20 protein-coding genes and 1 tRNA gene are annotated in these 20,303 nt (G+C 57.6%); 5 read left to right on the top strand and 16 right to left on the bottom strand.

The window, feature by feature from the left end; genetic code table 11:
• Nucleotides 1-19 precede the first annotated feature (19 nt).
• Entirely contained in the window at nt 20-340 is a 321-nt protein-coding gene (locus ABMC88_RS13310; protein WP_008228933.1) for a DUF6280 family protein, read from the top strand.
• Between the two features lie 55 nt (nt 341-395).
• On the opposite strand, the gene ABMC88_RS13305 is transcribed toward ABMC88_RS13310, so the two are convergent.
• Nucleotides 396-971, bottom strand: a complete 576-nt coding sequence (locus tag ABMC88_RS13305; protein ID WP_349577388.1) for a cobalamin biosynthesis protein CobQ — start codon at nt 969-971, stop codon at nt 396-398.
• Nucleotides 972-1,035: 64 nt separating this feature from the next.
• Between ABMC88_RS13305 and ABMC88_RS13300 the strand changes: the two genes are divergently transcribed.
• Nucleotides 1,036-2,496: a cobyric acid synthase gene (locus ABMC88_RS13300; RefSeq protein WP_349577387.1), complete on the top strand. Its 1,461-nt coding sequence runs from the start codon at nt 1,036-1,038 to the stop codon at nt 2,494-2,496.
• Nucleotides 2,497-2,499: 3 nt separating this feature from the next.
• On the opposite strand, the gene ABMC88_RS13295 is transcribed toward ABMC88_RS13300, so the two are convergent.
• The 3 genes from ABMC88_RS13295 to ABMC88_RS13285 form a co-directional block, all read right to left on the bottom strand.
• Nucleotides 2,500-3,555, bottom strand: coding sequence for a hypothetical protein (locus ABMC88_RS13295; RefSeq protein ID WP_349577386.1), 1,056 nt, complete (start codon nt 3,553-3,555; stop codon nt 2,500-2,502).
• 180 nt (nt 3,556-3,735) lie between these two features.
• Nucleotides 3,736-5,154, bottom strand: coding sequence for a TolC family outer membrane protein (locus ABMC88_RS13290; RefSeq protein ID WP_349577385.1), 1,419 nt, complete (start codon nt 5,152-5,154; stop codon nt 3,736-3,738).
• 48 nt (nt 5,155-5,202) lie between these two features.
• Nucleotides 5,203-5,856, bottom strand: a complete 654-nt coding sequence (locus ABMC88_RS13285) for a protein-L-isoaspartate O-methyltransferase family protein (protein WP_349577384.1) — start codon at nt 5,854-5,856, stop codon at nt 5,203-5,205.
• A gap of 166 nt (nt 5,857-6,022) precedes the next feature.
• On the opposite strand from ABMC88_RS13285, the gene ABMC88_RS13280 reads away from it, so the two are divergent.
• Nucleotides 6,023-6,096 (top strand) — tRNA-Cys (locus tag ABMC88_RS13280).
• Between the two features lie 86 nt (nt 6,097-6,182).
• Here ABMC88_RS13280 and ABMC88_RS13275 read toward each other — a convergent pair.
• Nucleotides 6,183-7,148, bottom strand: a complete 966-nt coding sequence (locus tag ABMC88_RS13275) for a tyrosine-type recombinase/integrase (RefSeq protein ID WP_349577383.1) — start codon at nt 7,146-7,148, stop codon at nt 6,183-6,185.
• Nucleotides 7,149-7,704: 556 nt separating this feature from the next.
• Between ABMC88_RS13275 and ABMC88_RS13270 the strand changes: the two genes are divergently transcribed.
• Nucleotides 7,705-8,112 (top strand): helix-turn-helix domain-containing protein, encoded by a 408-nt coding sequence (locus ABMC88_RS13270; RefSeq protein ID WP_349577382.1) that lies wholly within the window; start codon nt 7,705-7,707, stop codon nt 8,110-8,112.
• Between the two features lie 13 nt (nt 8,113-8,125).
• A complete protein-coding gene (locus ABMC88_RS13265; protein WP_349577381.1) occupies nt 8,126-8,398 on the top strand; it encodes a hypothetical protein in 273 nt (90 codons plus the stop codon).
• A gap of 112 nt (nt 8,399-8,510) precedes the next feature.
• Here ABMC88_RS13265 and ABMC88_RS13260 read toward each other — a convergent pair whose 3' ends face one another.
• The 11 genes from ABMC88_RS13260 to ABMC88_RS13210 all read right to left on the bottom strand — a co-directional run bounded on the left by ABMC88_RS13260 (nt 8,511) and on the right by ABMC88_RS13210 (nt 20,258).
• On the bottom strand, nt 8,511-9,473 hold the full coding sequence (locus ABMC88_RS13260; RefSeq protein WP_349577380.1) for a DNA cytosine methyltransferase: 963 nt from the start codon (nt 9,471-9,473) through the stop codon (nt 8,511-8,513).
• Between the two features lie 48 nt (nt 9,474-9,521).
• Nucleotides 9,522-10,538, bottom strand: a complete 1,017-nt coding sequence (locus ABMC88_RS13255; RefSeq protein ID WP_349577379.1) for a hypothetical protein — start codon at nt 10,536-10,538, stop codon at nt 9,522-9,524.
• A 109-nt stretch (nt 10,539-10,647) separates the two neighbouring features.
• Complete coding sequence (locus ABMC88_RS13250; protein WP_349577378.1) at nt 10,648-12,171, bottom strand: relaxase family protein; 1,524 nt, start codon at nt 12,169-12,171, stop codon at nt 10,648-10,650.
• On the bottom strand, nt 12,165-12,638 hold the full coding sequence (locus ABMC88_RS13245) for a plasmid mobilization protein (RefSeq protein ID WP_349577377.1): 474 nt from the start codon (nt 12,636-12,638) through the stop codon (nt 12,165-12,167). Before ABMC88_RS13245 ends, ABMC88_RS13250 begins: the two co-directional genes overlap by 7 nt.
• Nucleotides 12,635-13,507 carry a helix-turn-helix domain-containing protein gene (locus ABMC88_RS13240; RefSeq protein ID WP_349577376.1) on the bottom strand — a complete coding sequence of 291 codons (873 nt, stop codon included), beginning with the start codon at nt 13,505-13,507 and terminating at the stop codon, nt 12,635-12,637. The genes ABMC88_RS13245 and ABMC88_RS13240 overlap by 4 nt, the downstream gene beginning before the upstream one ends.
• A gap of 573 nt (nt 13,508-14,080) precedes the next feature.
• Nucleotides 14,081-14,770, bottom strand: coding sequence for a phosphate regulon transcriptional regulator PhoB (gene phoB, locus ABMC88_RS13235; RefSeq protein ID WP_349577375.1), 690 nt, complete (start codon nt 14,768-14,770; stop codon nt 14,081-14,083).
• Nucleotides 14,771-14,783: 13 nt separating this feature from the next.
• Nucleotides 14,784-15,485, bottom strand: a complete 702-nt coding sequence (gene phoU / locus ABMC88_RS13230; protein ID WP_349577374.1) for a phosphate signaling complex protein PhoU — start codon at nt 15,483-15,485, stop codon at nt 14,784-14,786.
• Between the two features lie 10 nt (nt 15,486-15,495).
• Complete coding sequence (gene pstB / locus ABMC88_RS13225) at nt 15,496-16,293, bottom strand: phosphate ABC transporter ATP-binding protein PstB (RefSeq protein ID WP_349577373.1); 798 nt, start codon at nt 16,291-16,293, stop codon at nt 15,496-15,498.
• Nucleotides 16,294-16,304: 11 nt separating this feature from the next.
• Nucleotides 16,305-17,639 (bottom strand): phosphate ABC transporter permease PstA, encoded by a 1,335-nt coding sequence (pstA, locus tag ABMC88_RS13220; protein ID WP_349577372.1) that lies wholly within the window; start codon nt 17,637-17,639, stop codon nt 16,305-16,307.
• A complete protein-coding gene (gene pstC / locus ABMC88_RS13215) occupies nt 17,639-19,111 on the bottom strand; it encodes a phosphate ABC transporter permease subunit PstC (RefSeq protein ID WP_349577371.1) in 1,473 nt (490 codons plus the stop codon). The genes pstA and pstC overlap by 1 nt, the downstream gene beginning before the upstream one ends.
• A 106-nt stretch (nt 19,112-19,217) precedes the next feature.
• Nucleotides 19,218-20,258 carry a substrate-binding domain-containing protein gene (locus tag ABMC88_RS13210; protein ID WP_349577370.1) on the bottom strand — a complete coding sequence of 347 codons (1,041 nt, stop codon included), beginning with the start codon at nt 20,256-20,258 and terminating at the stop codon, nt 19,218-19,220.
• Nucleotides 20,259-20,303: the final 45 nt, after the last annotated feature.

Here is a 20,303-nt window from a genome sequence, read left to right as displayed (position 1 = left end):
ATAATGGAAGGACGACGAGTTGAAAGATTTCGTTGATGGTACGGCCTTTAATAACGAACAAGGTAATCGCGCCCGTAAACTTTTTGCAGCCGTAGTTTTGGCTGCTCTCGATGATGCAATTGCAGACGACAAGAAATACGGCAACGGCCCAGAGCAGATCGCCCGCTGGGCACGCTCCCGTGATGGCCGCGAAGTCTTGAGCTGTGCCGGCATCGACCCGAACGAGCGTGTTGTAACCGGTCTGATGGACTTTGTCGGCAAAGGTGTACGGACGTCCGTCGCCCTGTCGCGCGAAGAATCAGAGCGTCGCAACGCCGCACAGCAGGCCGAAGCTGCCTGATACCTCTGCCAAACTGGCATGAACTAAAAAGACGCAGCCTACGGGCTGCGTTTTTTTATGGGCTAAAGATAAAGACCCAAATGGATGTGACCGACAGTTCCGCCGCAACCAAGGCCGCCACCACTGCGGCAATTTTCCACCCCGGCCTCCAGACCCACAGGCGCACAGCGGCGGCCACGGCCAGTGCCGCTTCGATCGGGGCGATCCATCTTGCGCCGTGCCCTTCGTCCCAATAGCTGAGCGGGCTTTCATACACCCAAGACGCCAGCGGCCAGAAATGGGCCCGCCCGTCGTCATGGTGCAGCGGGAAATCAAGCGCCAGATGCAGCACCCCTGCCCCCGCAAAGGCAACAGCCCACGCAGGCTTGCGCCACAACGCCAAAGCCAACAGCCCGCCCCACAGAAAAAACGAGTTATCAACGGCAAAGATCGTTTGCCACATATCCGAGAAATACAGCTCGTCAAAGACAATGCGCGGCGGGATCTGCAACACGAACAACGCGCCGCCCGCCAACAGGTAGAGCGACAGATCAGGCAGCAACGCCCCCGCCATCGCCGCCCAGATCAGGCCACGGTTGCCCGCTTTGCCCATCACAGCGGCTCCGATCAAAAGATGCGCTGGTGTGTTCATCTATTCGCTTTTCCTTGCAGCCCGTTTGCGCCAGTTTGCCCATAGACAACAGCAAAGGCAAACCATGGCAAAGGCGATCATGATCCAAGGCACCGGCAGCAATGTCGGGAAATCCATGATCGTGGCGGGCATCCTGCGGGCCGCCCGTGCGCGGGGGCTGACCGTGCGCCCGTTCAAGCCGCAAAACATGTCAAACAACGCCGCCGTCACCAGCGACGGGGGCGAGATTGGCCGCGCCCAAGCGTTGCAGGCGCGGGCCTGCGGTGTGGCTCCGCATACGGATATGAACCCGATTCTGTTAAAGCCGCAAACCGCGACAGGTGCCCAGGTTATCGTGCAGGGACAGGTCGCGGGCCATCAAGAGGCCCACGCCTTTGGCAAGAACAAGGCCGCACTGATGCCTGCCGTGCTGGAAAGTTTTGCGCGGCTGGGTGCGGAATGTGACCTGATCGTGGTTGAGGGCGCAGGCTCCCCCGCCGAGACGAACCTGCGGGCGGGTGACATCGCCAACATGGGCTTTGCGCGGGCGGCGGGCGTGCCTGTGATCTTGATGGGCGACATTGACCGTGGCGGGGTGATCGCGCAGATCGTCGGCACCCAAGCGGTGCTGTCAGACGAAGATAACGCGCTGATTAAAGGCTTTTGTGTCAACAAGTTCCGCGGCGACCGCAGCCTGTTCGACAAGGGCCGCGACGATATTGCGGCGCGTACTAGTTGGCCCAGCCTTGGCGTGCTGCCGTGGTTTGAACATGCCGCCCGCCTGCCCGCCGAAGATGTGATGGACCTGCCCGCCCGCGCCCGCTCGGGCGGGGACGGGATCGTGATTGCCGTGCCGCAACTGCCGCGTATCGCCAACTTTGACGACCTTGACCCGCTGGCCGCAGAACCCGGCGTTGACCTGCGCATGATCACCCCCGGAACGCCTATTCCGGCGGAGGCGGACCTTGTTCTGCTGGTTGGCAGCAAATCCACCATCGCCGATCTGGCGGCCTTGCGCGCGGCAGGTTGGGACATTGATATTGCCGCCCATATCAGACGCGGCGGCCATGTGATGGGGCTGTGCGGCGGCTATCAGATGCTCGGGCGCAGCATTGATGACCCAAACGGCATCGAAGGCCCCGCAGGCCGTGTGCAGGGCTTGGGCCATTTGGAGGTGGACACCGTGCTGGCGCCGTCCAAAAACTTGCTGCTGCGCGACGGGGTCCACCTGCCCAGCGGCGCCGCGCTGAACGGATACGAGATTCATATGGGCGAAACAAACGGGCCAGACTGCGCCCGCCCGTGGCTGCGCCTTGGCAACACGGACGACGGCGCAAGCGACCGCACGGGGCGTGTCCTTGGCTGTTATCTGCATGGAATTTTCGGTTCAGACAGTTTCCGCAGCGCCTATCTGGAGGGTTTTGGCGCGCGGTCATCCGTGGTGTTCGAGGATCAGGTGGAAGAAACCCTTGATGCGCTGGCCGCCCATATCGAGGCGTATTTCGACCTCGACGCGCTGCTGGATGCGGCGGCCGAGATCGGCTGAGCGTTATTCCAGATCTTGGGCCGCCAAAGCGCGGTGAATCTCGCGGCGGACAAGTTTGCGCACATTGCGGGTGATCCGTTCACCCAAAGCGCCCTGCAATTCAGTGCGCACGATGTCGCTGACCAATTCGCGCAACGCTTCTTCGTCCAGAAGCTGATCGTCGCCGCCAATGGCGGCAGCGGTTGGCGCAGCTTCGTCCTCAACCACGTCTGATGTCTCTGCATCGACGGTTTCTTCCACCAAGGCCTCTTCCATCGGCGCACCGTTGGCGTCCAGATCAACGTCATCTTCCCACGCCATCGCAGGCGTGTCGGGGGCTGCGATATCCGCCTCTTCCGACCCGTCGGGCTCCCAGTCTTGGTTGATGCCCCCGATCGCCGCTTCAAGCGCTGCGATTTTGGCCGTCAATGGCAGGGTCGAGGCCGCTTCGGTGTCATCTTGGGTCTCGAGCGTCTCTTGCTCGCCCTCTTCACTCTGCGCAGGCTCTGCCACATCGCTTTGCGCTTCATCCGTGTCATTCGGCGCGTCGTCAACGTCCCAATAGCTTTCATCGCCATAGTCATCGTCGCTGTCGTCGTTTTGCTGGACTTCGACATCCAGCGCGTCCTGAATCAACGCATCCACAGCATCCATCGCGGGGTCTTCGCCGTCCGTCTGCGCCATGTCTTCGGCTGCATCCTCCGCTTGGGGGAACAGCACAAGCGGCGCGTTGTCCTCCGTGTTATCGGGGGCTTCGCCCTCGGCCAGATCATCCGTCCATGTTTTCCGCGCAACAGAAGCGAGGTCCAACGGCGCTTCGCCGTCTGCGTCGGGCGCAGAGGCCTCGGGCTCGGCCACGCGCAGGGCGGGCGTCAGCACAAAGTGGTCCATCGGTGCTGTTTCAGCTTCGGCTGCTACGTCTTCGGGCGCAGAAGATTCGTCAACAGCCACGGGTTCTTGCTGCGACGGCTCTGAAGGCGCGCTGCGCAATCCGGCAAGCGGGCGCTTGTCTTCGGATACCAATCTGCGGATCGAAGACAAAACATCTTCGACCTCTTCGTTTGTGACTGCTTTTGACATTGTTCACTACTCTTTGCTCAATCGTTAAGATAGCGACTGTTTGAGATTCTCACAATGGGGAGAAAATTGTGGAAAAATATAAAATTAGCCTGTTGCGTTAACGCTGATTGCTGCGCCGCGCAGAAAAAGGGCCGCCCCCGAAGGCGCGGCCAGATGTCTTGGCAGATGCCGTAAAGCGCCCTAGTCTTTTTGCAACCGCTTCAAAACACGGTCCAATTGCGCGCCCTGTTTGGATTGCGATGTGGGGCTGTCTTTGACCAGATTATAGTATTCAGTCACATCATACAGCTGCACAGGAAGGTGAAGATCGCGGGCGGTCAGACGGCCTGTTGTCGCCAAAACGGCATAGGCCGCATTATAAAGCTGGGCCTGCGCAGAGATACGATTAGCCTCGGCGTTGAGCAACGACTGCTCTGCATCCAGCACATCAAGGGTGGTACGGGCCCCCAATGTCGCCTCTTCGCGCACACCGCGGAACGCGATACGGGACGCCCTGATCTGCCGTTCGGACGCGGCAAGAGATGCGCGTGCCGAGCTTAGCTGCGCATATGCGATGCCGACGTTTTGTTGCACATTGTGGCGTACCACATGCAGGTTGCCGCGCTGCGCGTCACGTTGTGCCTGTGCGCGGCGCACCGTCGAAGACCGCAGCCCGCCCGAATATATTGTCCCGCTGGCCTGAATACCGACAGAGGCCGACAGGCCGAAATTGCTGCTGTCCAGATTTTCACTGCCCGACAGGACGCCCTGCGCACTAATCGTCGGGCGTTTTTGCGCCTCGGCCCGTTTGATCGCCAGTTCTGCGGCGGCGACCTGATGCTGCACGGCGCGCATATCGGGGTGGCTGCGCACGGCAAGCCCCTTTGCGGCGTTCACATCTGAACTGATCTTCGGCAGACGCGGCAGACCGCCAATGCGGCCTGGCTTGCGACCGACGACATTGCGGTATTCCTCGATCGCGATGGCGCGGTTGCCTTCGGCGGTGGCCAGACCGCTGCGGGCCTGGGCAAGCTGCGCCTCGGCGAGGGCAACATCGGTGCGGGTCACTTCGCCCACTTCAAAGCGGTTGCGTGCGGCCCGCAGTTCCTGCGTCAGGACACGCACATTGTTCTGACGCAGCGCTACGAATTCGTTGGCTTCAACAACGCCCATATAGGCCTGAACCGCTCGCAGCATGATCTGCTGCTCAATCCCGATCAGGGTTTGGCGGGTGGCCAATACGGTTTCTTTCGCCGCCTCGATGCCCAAAGATGTGGCCCCGAAATCATACAACAAAAGTTCGGCAATCAGCTGCCCCTGCACCACCAAGGTGCCCGTGTCCTGCGCACCCAGCGCCCGATTGTTTTGGCCACGGCCAAGGCTTTGGGTGATGCTTGCTGTCCAACGCAGCACAGGCTCCAACGCGGTGCTGGCGGCGGCAACGTCCTCGTCTGCGGCACGCAGAACGGCGCGGTTTTGTTCCAGCAGGCCCGAGTGTTTGTACGCGCTGACCAAGGCATCTGCGAGCGTGTCCGCCTGAACAGCGGGCGCTGCCCCCGCCATCAGCGCTGCGACGCAACCTGCCCGCGCCAGCCGCGGCATGAGTTTTCCAAACAACATTTCAATCCCCCAAAGAATCACCCGGTATCGCCCTGCACGGGCGGCACGCTACAGCGTAAAGGTCGCTTCTTTTCCAAAACCCGGCAGGACTGGCGCGCTGGCGTTAAAGCCCAGGCGCCAGCTCATTTGGCCTGCCCGCTTGTGACCGATCCGCACCTCACCCAAAGCACCATCCATAAAGAGCGCGGCAATCCGCCCGCCTTCCTTCAATTGGTCGAACAAGGCGGCAGGCACATCCGCAACGCCGCCTTGCAGCAAAATCACATCGTATGGCCCGTGCTGGGGTGCCCCGTCGGTCAGAGGCCCTTCGTGCACAACAGCATTATCCGCACCCGCAGCAACCAGCGCGTCTTGCGCCTCGCGTGCCATATCTGCGTCCTGCTCAACCGCGACGACGGCCTGCGCCATACGCGCAATCACCGCAGTCGAGTAGCCAAAAGCGCAGCCCAGATCGAGAACCAGCTCATCCCCGTCGATCGCCAGCAGGTCCAGCATTTTTGCAAGGCTGCGCGGCTCAAGCACGACGCGATTCTCGCCCAGCTCGATGTTTTCGCCGACATAGGCGGCTTCGCGTTGGGACGTTGGCACAAAATCCTCGCGTGCGACGGTCAGCATCGCGTCGATAATAGGAAATTTTGTAACATCAGAGGGCCGTACCTGTGTATCAACCATCATGGTACGTCGTTGGGAGAAATCTGTCATCTGGGCATGCTCATCCGTAAAGAATCCGATTAGCTGCAATGTGACACAACCCACCCGCCGCAGCAACGCCACATCATATTAACGGCACAGAACATGCTCTTCGCATTTTATATGATCATCTTGACCCTTGCAGCCCCGCGTGACCCCGTCTATATCCACCCTCGTCGGCGAGTTGGCGGAGTGGTTACGCAGCGGATTGCAAATCCGTGTACAGGAGTTCGATTCTCCTACTCGCCTCCAATAAAATCAATGGGTTACAAACTTTCCTGCTCATTGGGTATCACCTCCAGTATCAGTTTCACGTTCTGTGCCTGTTCTGTTCGGGGTCATTTGCGCTTTGCTACCGCCTGTCGCGCCCGCATGATTTGCCGCGCCTCGCCCGCATATTTGATGATCATCTCTTTGGAAGTGTGGCCGCTGTAGCTGGCGATTTCATCGTCAGTGCAGCCCGCCCACGCCAATTCCATAACGCCACGATACCGCAAGGCGTGTTGGTCATGGGCCATCAGGCCTAACCGCTTGCGCTCTCGGACCATGACACGCGCCATTGCGTGATAATCCATCTTCGAACCGTTAGTGCGCGTCAGGATGTGGCGCGATGGGTGGGGCGCGAACCCAAGATCGGCCTTCGCATCGTCCAGTGCCGCCTTGAGGGCAATCGTGCAAGGCAGTGACAGGACCGTATCTGTCTTATTCTGGCGCAGCTTGAGGGTATCGCCGTCATAGTCGCCCCATTGAAAGTCCACCCAATCACCGGGGCGCTGCACACTGCCCACGCCAATCTCAAAAATCAAGCGGGGCAATGACTCGCCCTCCTCCCGCATCTTTTCAACCGCCCAGTCGGTCCACGGCAAATGCGGTTTCTTGCGGTCCTTCGGAACTCTCAATGGCTCGATATCAATTGCGGGATTGTCTTTGCGCCAGCGCTTGCGGATCGCCATTTTGGATAACATGCTGATCGCGGTGGGGATGTAATTGGCAAATCGAACCCGATGTCGGTTCTTTTCCATTGCATCGTAAATGTCGGCTTGGGTCAGGCGTGCCACGTCAGAGCGCCCTATCTTTTCGGTCAAATATTCAAAGACTTGCTCAAGATCACGCCGATAGCGGGGTGAATAATCCGTCCATTTGTCTGTCTCACGCAGCGCATCAATCAATGCCTTCCATGACGTCTTAGCGACTGCTTTCTTCCCGCTGACAATCTCCCAATACCGCTGGTCGAACTCTGCCGTGTCCTCCTCTGCCGTGATCCGCCCTAGATAGAACATTTTGCCGTTTACGCTCTTACGCACATACCATCGGCCTGACGGATGCCGCCAAAGGTATTGCTTACGTCGGCCTACCACTGAATTTGATCCCATAATCCTGTCACATCCCCACCTGAAATTCGCTTGAGCGCCTCAGTATCCCAACGAACAACGCCGGGCGCAATTTCATGCCCCCGCGGTAGGTGACCTTTATCGACCAAAGCCTTGAATTCGTTCGTGCGCAAATCGAGCAACCGCGCGGCGGTCGTCTCGCTTGCCATGATGGGGGTTTGGAATGCCCGCCTCATGACTTTTTTGCTTCCGTGCGATCATCGGGCTCCACCATATTCCGAGCGATGTAGTCTTGAACAGCATCCTGCGGCAGCAAAAAATTAGTCCCGTTTTTGAGGAATCAAATGCTTCTGGTGGCTATCAACTTTCTGATCCGCTTCTCAGGCCAACCGCTATGAGCTGCCAATTCTCGCGGGGTAAGCAGGGAACAATCGTCCATAGTTCTTTCCTCTTGGGCATTTGGTGTTATCAATAGAAAGAATACGCAACAAAAGGTTACGTAAGTACAAATATGGGAACATTTGTCCGAATGTCAACTGTATTGATCGGGATCGGCCAAAGAATGCTGAGTGTGCGCAGTCAGCTTGGGTATCCTCAAAACAAGGTCGCGGCGATCCTTGGGATCGCCGACAAATCCTACAAGAATTATGAACTTGAAAAACGAGAGCTACCGCTCTCAATCGCAGTCAAGTTTTGCGAAGAATTCGACAAGAACCTCATGTGGCTGGTGTATGGAACCTCCGTACCTGACAGTGAGCAGTCCGCTCGCTTAGCTGGGGAAACCGCGCAGGCTGTATTTGATCACGCGCAGGCAAATAGGCGGACGTTTTCCAGCGCCGAAATACAAAAATTCACCCACTACATCTTTGAGCAATCCCTTTCGAAGGGCACCTCGCCGCAAAGCGAAGCCAAGCTGTTTTTCTCAGCGATTGGATGAGAAGGGAAAAACGATGAAACACCTGAAAGATCCTAAGACGCCCATCAATAAATTCGCTAACTCTATGCGCTTAATGGGCATTCTTCTTCTAGTTGCCAGCAGCATTGGCTTTATCTCATATCGCTCGGAGACCGAAAACTTCTGGGATATCTACACCCTGTTCCTGCTTCACCTTGCCGTGACAGGTTGTCTCTTGGCTTTTGTTGGCGAGACCCTAAGGAAGATTTTGATTAGAAATAGCGACGTTACGCAACGAAAACTCTATTTTTATGACGAGCAAGAGTGATCCAGCCTAACCATCAGTAGGTAAAAAATTTCCAATCTAGGCCGCTGCAATTTGCAGCGATTTCATTATGGCCAGAAATACATAGAGACCAAAACCAAGAGAGTTGAAAGTCTCATTCCGCTGCGATGTCGGCATGTACTGGTTTTTTGATACTACTCAGAGTTTTGATCAAGCTCTGCCCAAGATGCCATGCTAATACTGGCGGCACCGCATTCCCAATCATCCTTTCGGTTTCACGCAACCTTGCGCGAAATAGGAAATCGTCAGGAAACGTCTGAAACCTTGCTGCTTCTCTCATGGAAATTCGACGGGGCAGCTTATAGTGAAATTGGTTGTTTCCATGGCATTCAGCTCTGATGGTGTGCGATGTCTTTCCAGCGTCCAGTTTTCTGCTGCCTTGGTCACTACTCTTCTGAGCCAAGGACCAAATGTGACTATACTCAGGGTCTTGTTCGGCATTTTCGAGATCAGAAATTGCTTGAGATGACGTTATCCACGAGTGCTTATCTAAGAAAGGAAGAGGCGGCTCAAACTTTGTAACACCATTTTTCACACCGACTATGAAAACGCGCTCGCGGCGCTGGGGCACGCCATAGTCTGCAGCATGATAGAGTTTGTAGCTCACTTCATAGCCAAGCGCTGAAAAATCAGTCAAGACCTTCGCTAAAGACTCCTCGTTGTATTTATAAAGAAGGCCCCTCACATTTTCTGCGACGAACATATTTGGCTGTAGCTTGTCCACCGCCTCAACCATCGCAGTGTAAAGTCCACTCCGCTTACCTGCAACGCCTGCTCGCTTGCCATTTATCGATATATCTTGGCAAGGGAACCCACCGATAACGAGATCGCAGCTTTCCGGGAGAGAATTGATATGATCCCAAACACTTCCTTCTAAAATGTCATGCTTAAGATTATGGCGATAAGTCTCACAGGCATATTTGTTCAGATCGTTTGCCCAAATGATATCAAAGGGTAAAGGCGCGTGAAACTTACCTAGAAAGTCAAAGCCCCCCATGAGGCCGAGATCCATTCCACCACAACCGCTGAACATCGAAACTACTTTAAATTTCTTCACAATTTTGCCTCTTCAGATATCAGTATCCACGTCTTAGCGTGACTTTGGTTAACTCTTTCCTTGTTCCGCTAAGAATAGCTCGTCGGAGGGGGTCCAATCACTTGCCATTTCATCGGCCAACCGGAGCCAATCCAAGATCACTGAGGAGCGTTCCGGCACGTAGCCCCAATACTCCAAAAACAAGGCATCCTCAAGATAGAGTGCTGCTGCTCTCATTTCATCCTGTATCCTATTGGTAGCGTCTCGCACATAGTCACCTGTCGCCCCGTTCTCACCGACACTGCCTGCTGAGAAAAAGTCACGTGTCTGGTGAGCCAAGATTCCGCGATAAGTCATGTAGAACATTGCCACATCAACATAGGCGCCCTTCTTATTTCTCGAACGGGATGGGCTAAAGATTTTAGGCACGAGCAACGTAGCTTCAGCTCGGATCGATTTCTTTTCTTCGGCTGAAAGCTGAAGGATAGAGCGCACTTCTAGTGGTAAGGAATGGCCAGCTTCATCAAGCTCGGTGTCTTCAAGCCACCAAAGCCGTTCCCCGGGTTTGAGCCGCCCTCTTGCATAATCCCTAATGTACGGCATCTTTTCATGCATGGGGCGTTGGCGAAACTCTTCATAGGAAGTTCCCATTTGAGCGAACAGAGAATTTTCTGTCCCGATTTCAATCTCAAACCGTGGCACATGACTTGTACGAACGTGCATTATCGAGTCCCCATAACTCGCCCAACGAACCTCCGGAATCCCTCCAAACTTACCAAACACGACATAAATTTGTTCAACTGCTAGCGATCGCTGACCTTCTGAAACAGAGTTGGCTATACACCGCCAACTGTTGCTTTCAGTGGCTTTTACTTCAGCCCCGAATTTGCCTACAACGATATCGGGAAATCCTTGATCCACGTTAGGGGCGGCCTCCTGCCCCGTGCCGACAAGCAGCTCTCCCATCACCGTGCGCACTCTTGCTTCAAATTTGCTTGGCTTATGATGCTCGTCGCTGTCACGCGACTCTTTTGACAGCCTTTGGCAAAGCCGCTCAAGCAAATCTTCGAATTCCAGTTTGTCCAACAGCATTCCCCCACTATGTGGGCAAACTGAATGACTGCAGATGATTCTGGAATGGCTTTCGGTTTGGAAATAGCTGCAAGAAGCCGGCTCATTATAGACCTTGTCGGAATCAATGCGTCATCCCCCGGTCCATCTCCACCTCCCGCGCCTCTAGCTCTGTCTCAGCCTCTCTTCGGCGGCTTTCACTAATTTCAAGCTGGTCTCTAGTTGCGTGCGCAGCCTCATGTAGTTCGAGCCCTCGTTCAACAAGCCGTGCAACGCAGCCACGGACGCCGTTTGCGATTGAATGAGCACCGACACGCAGGCGGCCAATCCATCCATCTGGTTCTGCATCTTGTTCGTCGAGCGTTCCTCTAACCCGCTCAATTCCTTTGCTGAGACCTCGCAGGCCGTCACCAACCGCTCGACGCAGGCGAGCAAGTCGCGTTCCAAGGCTGTTAGGGGTGTCGTCATCTAGTTCTCCTCGATCTTGATGCAGGTCACTGACCTGCCGCCCAGTGTGCAGGTCCTCAGGCGCGTATTGGTCGGGTCCAGTACCAGCCAGGTCCCGTCCTCCCTGTCGATCCGCGTCAGGCCCAAGTCCGTCATTTCCGAGCTCGCCAGCATCAGCGTCCAGAGCAAGCTCGCGGCCATCATCGAGACGATCCCCGCCAAAAGTGTCCCCGTGATCAGCCAGGGCGAGATCGTCAGCCAGCTCTTGTTCTGTCGCAGAAAGGTGCGGGTATCGCTCTCGATTGTACGATGCGCGATGGTCGCAATTTTGCTCAAATCGGTCCTGAAGCTCTCCAGTTGGGATGCCATCGAGGCGGCGTAGTCCTGCCGGATCGTGTCCAGTTCCGCGTTCAGCTTCTCGCTCAGCCGGGTCGGCTTGCCAGTCTTCATGGAAGATCTCTCCTTTCAAACGCCAGCGCTCGCCGGTGTCGGGGTCTTGGGCGGTGAGGTAGGCTTTGCCAACGCGCGGCAGGTCGAAGCCCGCATCCGCTAGCGCGTCGAGCATGCTGGCGCGGTCGGTGATCAGGCCGACGCTGATCTGGTCCTGCAGCCACCCGTGCAGCTCGTCACGGCCTTTAGCGCGGGTTGGGGTCTCAATGGTGTCTCGGACCTCTTGGGTGCGCTCCAGCTCCATTGGGTCGGCCCAGCCGTGGTGCTGGTTCATCATGTCTCGCAAGGAATCGAACGCGTTCTGGTAGCCGGGCGGCGCGATGTTCAGGCTGCGGCCCGAGGTCAGTTCCAAGCGCGGTGTGCAGAAGTGAAGCTCGACGCGGTCTTCGTGGGTATGTCGGACCCAAAGCACGTCATATTGCGTCGGGTCCAGCCCCGCGAAGGCCAGCCGCTCGAACTGGTCCATGACCTCCGCCTGCTGGTCCTCGGTTGGGGCGTCGCTGTCGGCAAAGCTGATCACGCCCGCCCGGTAGGTCCATTGATGGCGGCTGGCATCAATCAGGGCTTCGGTTCGCTCGGGATTGCCGCGCAGGACCTCGGGCAAAGGTTCGCGCGTGACCGTCATAGGCTGGCCGTCAGCATCGCGGATCAGATCGCGGTTGTCGTCATAGGCCAGCACCTTGTCTGCGACGAGGTAGCCGACCGGACCGGCCCCCGCGCCTTTGCCGTTGCGGCAGAACTTGATCAGCATCGGCGCTCGGCCTCGATGATCTTGGCAAGCTGGCGTTCGATGGTCAGCAGACGACGGGCAACCGTGAGTGCGTCGAGGTCGACACGACCCGCCAGCATCGCGCGGTTCAGCCAGCGAGCGATCTGGTTGAGGTTGCCGCCGATCAGCCCGACGGCCAGCACCAGCGCCGGATCAACGCGGGGGATCGGCTTGCGACGGCGGGCCTCGGTCAGGCCAAGCGCCTCGCGCAGCAGGGTCGCAGCGGGCAGGCCAGCGGCTTCGGCCTTGGCGCGCAACTGGGCCTTCTCTGCCGCTGTGCAGCGAGAGACGAACGTCTCGGTCAGCGGCTCTTTGGTGCGGGCTTTTCTCGCACCGGTGGGGTTCGAAGGGGAGGCGTGCCGCCCCTCGCAAGGTCCCGTGTCAGCAGCGCCAGCGTATGACATGGGTCGCCTTGCTGTTTGCTCTTCGGTGGGATCCGTGGCGGTCATGATCTGAGGCCTGCGGCGTGAATTTGCGCCTGCGTCACCAACTTTGAGGCAAGCAAAGCCATGACTTGGGTGCCCGTGATGTGTTTGCACATCGGGCTGCGATCACTGATCCAGCAGGCCAGTCGAGCGCGATGATCAGCCTCCAACGCCGTCGCCTTTTCTCGGTCTTCCGCCTGCTTCTCAACATAAGCCAGCCACCGCCGTGATTGAAACCAGTTGTCGGAAGAGCAGACCTTGGAGCGGGTGAAACCTGCGCTGTCGGTGGCGTAGGCTTGGACGGCCTGCAGCAAATCCTCCAGTGCGATCCCTTCCTTCACGGCCTCTTCGATCTGGGCAAGACAGGCCGCTTTGCCGCGTAGTCGGTCGGGCGGATAAGCAGCCAAAATCTTCTCAGCCTCCCCCGCCTCGCGCCCGCGCGAAGGCGGTTCTTTCTTAGGTTCAATGGTAAGGTTCCTGTCCCGATTTGAGACTTCCCCCGTCTCACCCTTGAGACTTTTCCCCCGCTTTTTTGAGACGTTTCCCCCCGTCTCATTTTGAGACACAACCCCGTTGGGACCGCCGCCGCCACCCTTCGAGCGGGCGCTAGGGCCAAGGGTGATATCAAGGTGCAACTCATACTGATTGGACCCACGCCCGCCATCGCCGTCACCCCGAGCATGGCGGGTGATAAGGCCGCAATCTTCCAAGGTGATCATATGTCGAAAGAGTGTAGCACGGCCCATCTCGCATTCGTCCGCCAAACGCTGGGCGCTCGGGTTGCATTGGCCCGTTTCTTTGTTGTGAAAGTCCGCCAGCTGGATGAGCACAATCTTAGCGGCTGGTTTCAGGCCTTTGACATTCGCGGCCCAGATCAACGCCATACCGCTCATGGCTTTGAGCCTGCCAAAACGAGGGTATCAGGTTCATTTCTTGTTCGCCAAATGTCCTGATACTTTTTTGGCCATAAGCGACTGTTTTTGCGAGGAAAGGCGATGGATTGCAAATCCGTGTACAGGAGTTCGATTCTCCTACTCGCCTCCATACACAATCAACAACTTAGCCCACGGCGTGCGGATTTACCGGTCGCCATCAAGCAGGGCATATTACGACAGCATGCCGGCGACATGAGGTGCGGCACTGCCGTGTTGTTTTGGACTATGGGCCTAATTGTTTCGCTAAATATTCACCTCAATGGGTGGCTCCCATTCAGTGAACATCTCGGCTGAAGCCTTTCAAAGCTGTGAGATGCCTCTCGTCCAGGGCCTGCCTCACTCATTTTGTCAGATCTATGTCATCGCGAGTTGGCGGTATCATGCAGCTGCGTGGCGTGTCAGGTCAGTCAGCCGCCTGATCTGGTTGCGCTCCGAAGAATAGAACGCACCCGTCGGCTGCTTTGGAAAGTGTCCGCCAGCCCATGTTTGACTCTGCATGGGTCAGCCCGCTAACCGCCCGCCTGCGCGGCGCTAGCCAAGCGCATATCCGACGCCGCGCACAGTGCGCAGCGGGTCGGTGCCACCGTGTTGTGACAGGGTCTTGCGCAGGCGGCCAATGTGGACATCTACCGTGCGCGTATCTACGTACAAATCCCGCCCCCAAACGCGGTCAAGAAGCTGGTCGCGGCTCCAGACACGGCCCGGTTTTTCCATAAAGGTCGTAAGCAGGCGGAATTCGGTTGGCCCGAGCTTAAGCTCGGCTGCGCCGCGGGTGACTTTATGCGTTTCCGCGTCCAGAATAATGTCCTCAAACACCAGTTGCTGGCCCAATGTTGACGGGCGCACGCGGCGCAATTGGGTGCGGACCCGCGCCATCAACTCGATCACCGAGTAAGGCTTGACCACATAGTCATCCGCCCCCGTTTCCAGCCCGCGCACCTTATCCACCTCTTCCACCCGCGCCGACAGCATGATCACAGGGATCGCCCGCGTCTCGGGCTTGCTTTTGAGGCGGCGGCACACTTCGATGCCGGAGATGTTCGGCATCATCCAGTCCAGCACGACGATGTCGGGCGCGTCTTCGGCAACAGCAAGAAGCGCTTCTTCGCCGTCTCTGGCGCGGCTGACAGAAAAGCCTTCAGCCTCGAGATTATAGGCCAACACCTCCAATTGCGCGGGCTCATCCTCTACAACCAAAACGCGGGGCTGATCAGTGGACATTTGCTTGGTCTCCCTAGCTTGGCAAAGAAGTTTTGTCGCCTTTGGGGCGGGATTCGTCGGGGATCGCTCCGGTCACAAGGTAAACGACCTGTTCGGCGATCGAGGTCACGTGATCGCCCATGCGTTCGATGTTTTTGGCGATAAAGTGCAGGTGCATACAGGCGGTAATGTTGGTGGGGTCTTCCATCATGAAGGTCAGGAATTCGCGGAACAGCGCGTTGTACATCTGGTCAACCTGAATGTCGCGGTCGATCACATCCTGTGCCAGCTCGGCGTCACGTGCGACATAGGCGTCCAGCACGTCCTTGAGCATCCCCTCGACCTCTTTGGTCATGCGGCGCAAGGAGCCGCCGCTCCCGCTCACCGGTTCCATTTGGGACAAGACGCCAGTGCGCTTGGCAAGGTTTTTGGCGTAGTCACCGATGCGTTCTAGGTTTGCGCTGACTTTGATCACCGACAACACAAGGCGCAAATCGCTTGCCGTGGGGGCGCGCAGGGCAATCACGCGGGCCGCCTCTTCGTTGATAAGTTCCTCAAGCGCGTCGATGGCTTTGTCGCCTTCACGCACCACTTCGGCACGCTCTTCGTCGCGGGTTTCAAGGCTGATCGCCGCCTCAAGGATGGCGTTTTCAACCAGCCCGCCCATTTTCATGATCTGTGCCTGGATCGCTTCCAGATCACGGTCAAAGGCGGATGCAATATGTTGCTCGTTCATGTTCAACTCCTTAGCCTATGCGGCCGGTGATGTAGCTTTCGGTGCGCGGGTCGACGGGATTGGTAAAGATGTTCGACGTCTCGCCGTATTCCACAAGACTGCCGAGATGGAAGAACGCCGTCTTCTGGCTCACCCGTGCGGCCTGCTGCATCGAGTGGGTGACGATCACGACCGAATAGCTTTTGCGCAGCTCGTCAATCAGCTCTTCAACCTGAGCCGTTGCAATCGGATCGAGGGCCGAGCATGGCTCGTCCATCAACAGCACTTCGGGCTCGGTCGCGACAGCGCGGGCAATGCAAAGACGCTGTTGCTGCCCCCCCGACAGGCCCGTTCCGGGGGCGTGCAGGCGGTCTTTCACTTCGTCCCAGATTGCGCCGCGGCGCAGGGCGTTTTCCACGATGTCGTCCAGATCGGCCTTGTTTCTGGCCAAGCCGTGGATTTTCGGGCCGTACGCCACATTGTCATAGATCGATTTCGGGAACGGGTTTGGTTTTTGAAAGACCATGCCAACCTTGGCGCGCAGCTGCACGGGGTCCACCTTTGGGTCGTAGATATCTTCGCCGTCAATCGTGATGTCGCCCGTCACGCGGCAGACATCAATCGTGTCGTTCATACGGTTGATACAGCGCAGAAACGTCGATTTACCACAGCCCGAGGGGCCGATAAACGCTGTCACAGTCTTGTCTTCAATCTCGACGCTCACGTTTTTGATCGCCTGATTGTCACCGTAAAAGACCTGTACGTCCCTGGCTGCGATTTTGACCTCGTTGGTGCCCACTTTTCTCTCCACAATTCTCATATCATTCATTGTATCGCTCCTTACCAACGGCGCTCGAACCTGCGGCGCAGGACGACGGCAATTGCGTTCATGGTGATGAGGAACAGCAACAGAATAATAATGCCACCCCATGCTTTCTCATAAAACCCGGGGTCTGCGCGGCTGGCCCATGTGTAGATCTGCGCAGGCATGGCCGAATTCGCGTCGGTAAAGCCGCCGACGAAAGTTTCAGGGTATTCGCGCGCCACAAAACCCACCATGCCGATCAACAACAACGGGGCCGTTTCGCCCAAGGCCTGCGCCAATCCGATGATTGTTCCCGTCAGAATACCCGGCATCGCAAGCGGAAGCACATGGTGGAACACCGATTGCATCTTGGACGCCCCTACCCCCAAAGCCGCATCACGGATGGACGGCGGCACAGCAGCCAGTGAGGCACGTGTCGAGATGATGATCGTCGGCAGTGTCATCAGCGTCAGCACCAGCCCGCCAACCAAGGGTGCAGATTGCGGGAAGCCCGCAAACTGGATGAACACAGCCAGACCAAGGATACCGAACACGATCGAGGGCACAGCCGCAAGGTTCGAGATGTTCACCTCGATCAGGTCGGTCCAACGGTTCTTGGGGGCGAATTCCTCAAGGTAGATAGAGGCAGCAACCCCGATGGGCAGCGACAAAAACAGCACGACAAACATCATGAACAACGAGCCGATGACAGACGCGCCAAACCCTGCGCCGCCAGGGTTGTCTACACCGGAATCCGTACCCGTGATGAAGTTCCAGTTGAACGCACCGTCGATGATCCCCGCCTCCTCCAGCGCATCCACCAGATCAAGGTCGGTCGCCATCAAAAAGCGGCTGTCCACCAGCGTATCGCGGGTCACGCGCCCGTTGAAATAGCCGTCAACGCGGGAGGACGCAGCAAGCTCGAATGTCACAGGCGTGCCGATACGGTCAGGATTTTCAAGGAAAAAGCTGCGGATGGTCCCGCCCGGCTTGCCCACGATCCGCTGGATGGCCTTGTTATCGAACGCGACCTCCATACCGCTGGCATCCAGCTGCGCCGTCAGCGCGTTGATAAAGATCTTTTGATACTCACCCGTCTTGAGCATCTTGGATTCAGCCGTGTCGAATTGCTCTTGGCTTAGCGTAAATTCGATGTCCACCACGGTCTGCGTAAAGGCAGGCAGCCCCGAACGCAGGATAGACGCGAAGAGAAACACCAAAAACAGCAGGCCCACGGCGATCGCCGCAATGCCGTACATGCGAAAGCGGGTTTCAGCGGCGTTACGCGCAGCCGTACGCGCATCTTGCGTCATCAGGCTGGACTTCTTCTTTGGCGCGTCAGCGGCGGGTGTCATATTTGTGTCAGTCATCAGTCATACTGCTCCCGATATTTACGCACGATGAAGAGGGCAAAAACGTTCAGCCCGAGCGTTAGAACGAAAAGGGTCATCCCAAGGGCAAAAGCCACCAGCGCCTCGGGCGAGGCAAAGTCGGCGTCGCCTGTAAGCTGGCTCACGATTTTGGCGGTGATGGTGGTCATGGCTTCAAACGGGTTAAGCGACAGCCGCGCCGCAGCCCCCGCCCCCAGCACCACGATCATCGTCTCGCCAATGGCACGCGAAGCCGCCAGCAGGATCGCCCCCACAATGCCGGGCAAGGCGGCGGGCAGGATCACCTGACGGATCGTTTCGGATTTGGTCGCGCCAAGGCCATATGACCCGTCGCGCATCGCCTGAGGCACCGCGTTGATAATGTCGTCAGACAGCGAGGACACAAAAGGGATCAGCATGATGCCCATCACGAGGCCCGCCGTCATCACGGCAGTGCCGCCCTGCATCCAGCCTAATGTGTCTTTGCCAAACATGCTCACCAACAGCGGGCCAACAGTCAGCAGCGCAAACAGCCCGTAGACGATGGTGGGAATCCCCGCGAGGATTTCGATGAGCGGCTTGGCGATACCGCGCACCTTCGGCCCTGCATATTCCGACAGATAAATCGCGGAGAAGAGGCCGATAGGCACAGCGACCAGAAGCGCGATGAAGGAGATATAAAACGTCCCCCAGAGCAGTGGCAACACGCCAAGGTCCGAGGCACCGCCACGTCCAGAAAAGCTGGGCGCCCATTTCGTACCGAAGAAGAAATCCGCCGCGGGGTAAAGTTTGAAGAATTCGATCGTGTTGAACAGCAGCGCAAACAGGATGCCGATCGTGGTCAGGATCGCGACAGATGCGGCCGCGATCAGCAGGGCCAGAATGCCCCGCTCAACATTGTTGCGGGCACGAAACTCAGCGTGGGAGCGTGCATAAGCATAGGCCGCCCCGCCAAGCGCGATAAGCAGAACAAGCACGTTCATCAGCATCGAACTGGTGGCATTGAGCGTACGGTAAAGCTGCGCGCCCTCCAACACCTCCGCGCTCACGCTTGATCCAAGGGCCACGCCGACTTCACCAAGCTGCGCCCGCACATCAGAGGTTTGCGTGTTCAGAGCGGCGGCCTCTGCGCGGGTCATTGCCCCTTGGGCGACAGCGGAATCAAGGCCGTCAGCCACGCGGCGCACATCACTCATCACAAGGCCGATTGAACTGCCCTCGGACACCATGGTGTCAGGCAATGTCGCAAGAACGCGGGTGTTTACAAAGAACGGCTGCGCCAGCATCCAGATGATAAGGACAGCGGCAGCGGGCACAATCGCCCACATCGCTACGTTCGCACCGTAATAAACGGGCAAGGAATGAAGAACACGGCGGTCGCCGCCTGCACTTTTTAATGCGCGGCTGCGCCCCATTTGATACCCGACCGCTGCAATGGCAGCGAGGATCAACAAGAGCCATGTAAACGGCATACGGGTTCCAATCGTCGTGATGGTTTATGTGGCAAATGCCCCGAAAAGGGGCATCCAAACGATGTGGTGGAGACGGCGCGCTGCGCCATCTCCGATCTTGTCAGGCTTAGCTACCGCCGCCCATTGGAGTCTCGGCTGCGATTGCGGTCTGCGTTTCGGCCAGCGCGGGGTCCGCCACCAGACCGTAGGCAGAAAGCGGGCCGTCGGGACCTGCAATTTCATCCGCTACGAAGAAGGATGCGAACTCTTTCAAGCCGGGGATCACGCCGATGTGTGCTTTTTTCACGTAGAAGAACAGCGGGCGTGACACGGGGTAGTCACCCGTCGAGATCGTCTCGGTGGAGGGGGCTACACCGCCCATTGTCGCCACTTTCAGCTTGTCTTGGTTGTTCTCGAAGAACGCCAGACCAAAGATGCCGATGCCGTTGGGGTTGGCGTCAATACGGGCGAGCGTTTCTGTGTAGTCGCCGTCGATGTCCACAGACGCGCCGTCCTGACGCACGTCGATGCACGCATCTTCCGCGTCATCTTCGGACATGCCGGAGGCCATCATGGCTTCCATAGCGCCCGTTGCTTCGCAGCCTTCCAAAAGCACTTTGTCCTCAAAGACTTCGCGTGTGCCGTGCTTGGTACCGGGGATGAAGGCCATGATGTCTGCGGCTGGCAGGTCGGCGTTGAAGTCGGCCCACTGTGTGTGCGGGTTATCGACAATCGCACCGTCTACCAGAACCTTGGAGCCCAGCGCGTTGAAGATGTCGGCAGGCTGGAAAGCCGTATAGGCAGGGCCGTCTGTTTGGCTGGCAAAGACGATGCCGTCATAGCCGATGCGCACTTCGATGATGTCTGTCACACCCGCTTCGGCGCAGGCTTTGATCTCTTTTTCACGAATGGCGCGGGAGGCGTTCGCGATGTCGATGGTGTTTTCGCCAACACCTTCGCAGAACCGCTTGAGACCCGAGCTGGAGCCGCCTGATTCAACAACCGGCGTCGGGAAGTCAAAGTTCTCACCAAAAGCTTCGGCAACGATGGATGCATAGGGCAGCACGGTGGACGAGCCTGCGATTTGAACCTGATCACGGGCCGCTGCGGTTGTTGCAGCCATTGCGGACAGGGCCAGAGCGGAAGTTGCGAGTTTCACGAAAGACATGCGTGTCTCCTGTTGTACGTTTAAACTTGATCCCCCCATGGGAAT

The sequence above is a fragment of the Sulfitobacter aquimarinus genome (genome assembly GCF_040149565.1).
GTDB classification, from domain to species: Bacteria; Pseudomonadota; Alphaproteobacteria; order Rhodobacterales; family Rhodobacteraceae; genus Sulfitobacter; species Sulfitobacter aquimarinus.
The sequence above is the reverse complement of the archived record's forward strand: the minus strand, read 5'-3'. Positions and strand labels throughout refer to the sequence as shown.

Excerpts from the sequence above, each read along its gene's own strand:
- ABMC88_RS13305 (WP_349577388.1), bottom strand. The coding sequence starts at position 971 with ATGAACACACCAGCGCATCTTTTGATCGGAGCCGCTGTGATGGGCAAA.
- ABMC88_RS13300 (WP_349577387.1), top strand. The coding sequence starts at position 1,036 with ATGGCAAAGGCGATCATGATCCAAGGCACCGGCAGCAATGTCGGGAAA.
- ABMC88_RS13295 (WP_349577386.1), bottom strand. The coding sequence starts at position 3,555 with ATGTCAAAAGCAGTCACAAACGAAGAGGTCGAAGATGTTTTGTCTTCG.
- ABMC88_RS13290 (WP_349577385.1), bottom strand. The coding sequence starts at position 5,154 with ATGTTGTTTGGAAAACTCATGCCGCGGCTGGCGCGGGCAGGTTGCGTC.
- ABMC88_RS13285 (WP_349577384.1), bottom strand. The coding sequence starts at position 5,856 with ATGACAGATTTCTCCCAACGACGTACCATGATGGTTGATACACAGGTA.
- ABMC88_RS13270 (WP_349577382.1), top strand. The coding sequence starts at position 7,705 with ATGTCAACTGTATTGATCGGGATCGGCCAAAGAATGCTGAGTGTGCGC.
- ABMC88_RS13265 (WP_349577381.1), top strand. The coding sequence starts at position 8,126 with ATGAAACACCTGAAAGATCCTAAGACGCCCATCAATAAATTCGCTAAC.
- ABMC88_RS13250 (WP_349577378.1), bottom strand. The coding sequence starts at position 12,171 with ATGCTGATCAAGTTCTGCCGCAACGGCAAAGGCGCGGGGGCCGGTCCG.
- ABMC88_RS13245 (WP_349577377.1), bottom strand. The coding sequence starts at position 12,638 with ATGACCGCCACGGATCCCACCGAAGAGCAAACAGCAAGGCGACCCATG.
- ABMC88_RS13240 (WP_349577376.1), bottom strand. The coding sequence starts at position 13,507 with ATGAGCGGTATGGCGTTGATCTGGGCCGCGAATGTCAAAGGCCTGAAA.
- phoB (WP_349577375.1), bottom strand. The coding sequence starts at position 14,770 with ATGTCCACTGATCAGCCCCGCGTTTTGGTTGTAGAGGATGAGCCCGCG.
- phoU (WP_349577374.1), bottom strand. The coding sequence starts at position 15,485 with ATGAACGAGCAACATATTGCATCCGCCTTTGACCGTGATCTGGAAGCG.
- pstB (WP_349577373.1), bottom strand. The coding sequence starts at position 16,293 with ATGAATGATATGAGAATTGTGGAGAGAAAAGTGGGCACCAACGAGGTC.
- pstA (WP_349577372.1), bottom strand. The coding sequence starts at position 17,639 with ATGACTGACACAAATATGACACCCGCCGCTGACGCGCCAAAGAAGAAG.
- pstC (WP_349577371.1), bottom strand. The coding sequence starts at position 19,111 with ATGCCGTTTACATGGCTCTTGTTGATCCTCGCTGCCATTGCAGCGGTC.
- ABMC88_RS13210 (WP_349577370.1), bottom strand. The coding sequence starts at position 20,258 with ATGTCTTTCGTGAAACTCGCAACTTCCGCTCTGGCCCTGTCCGCAATG.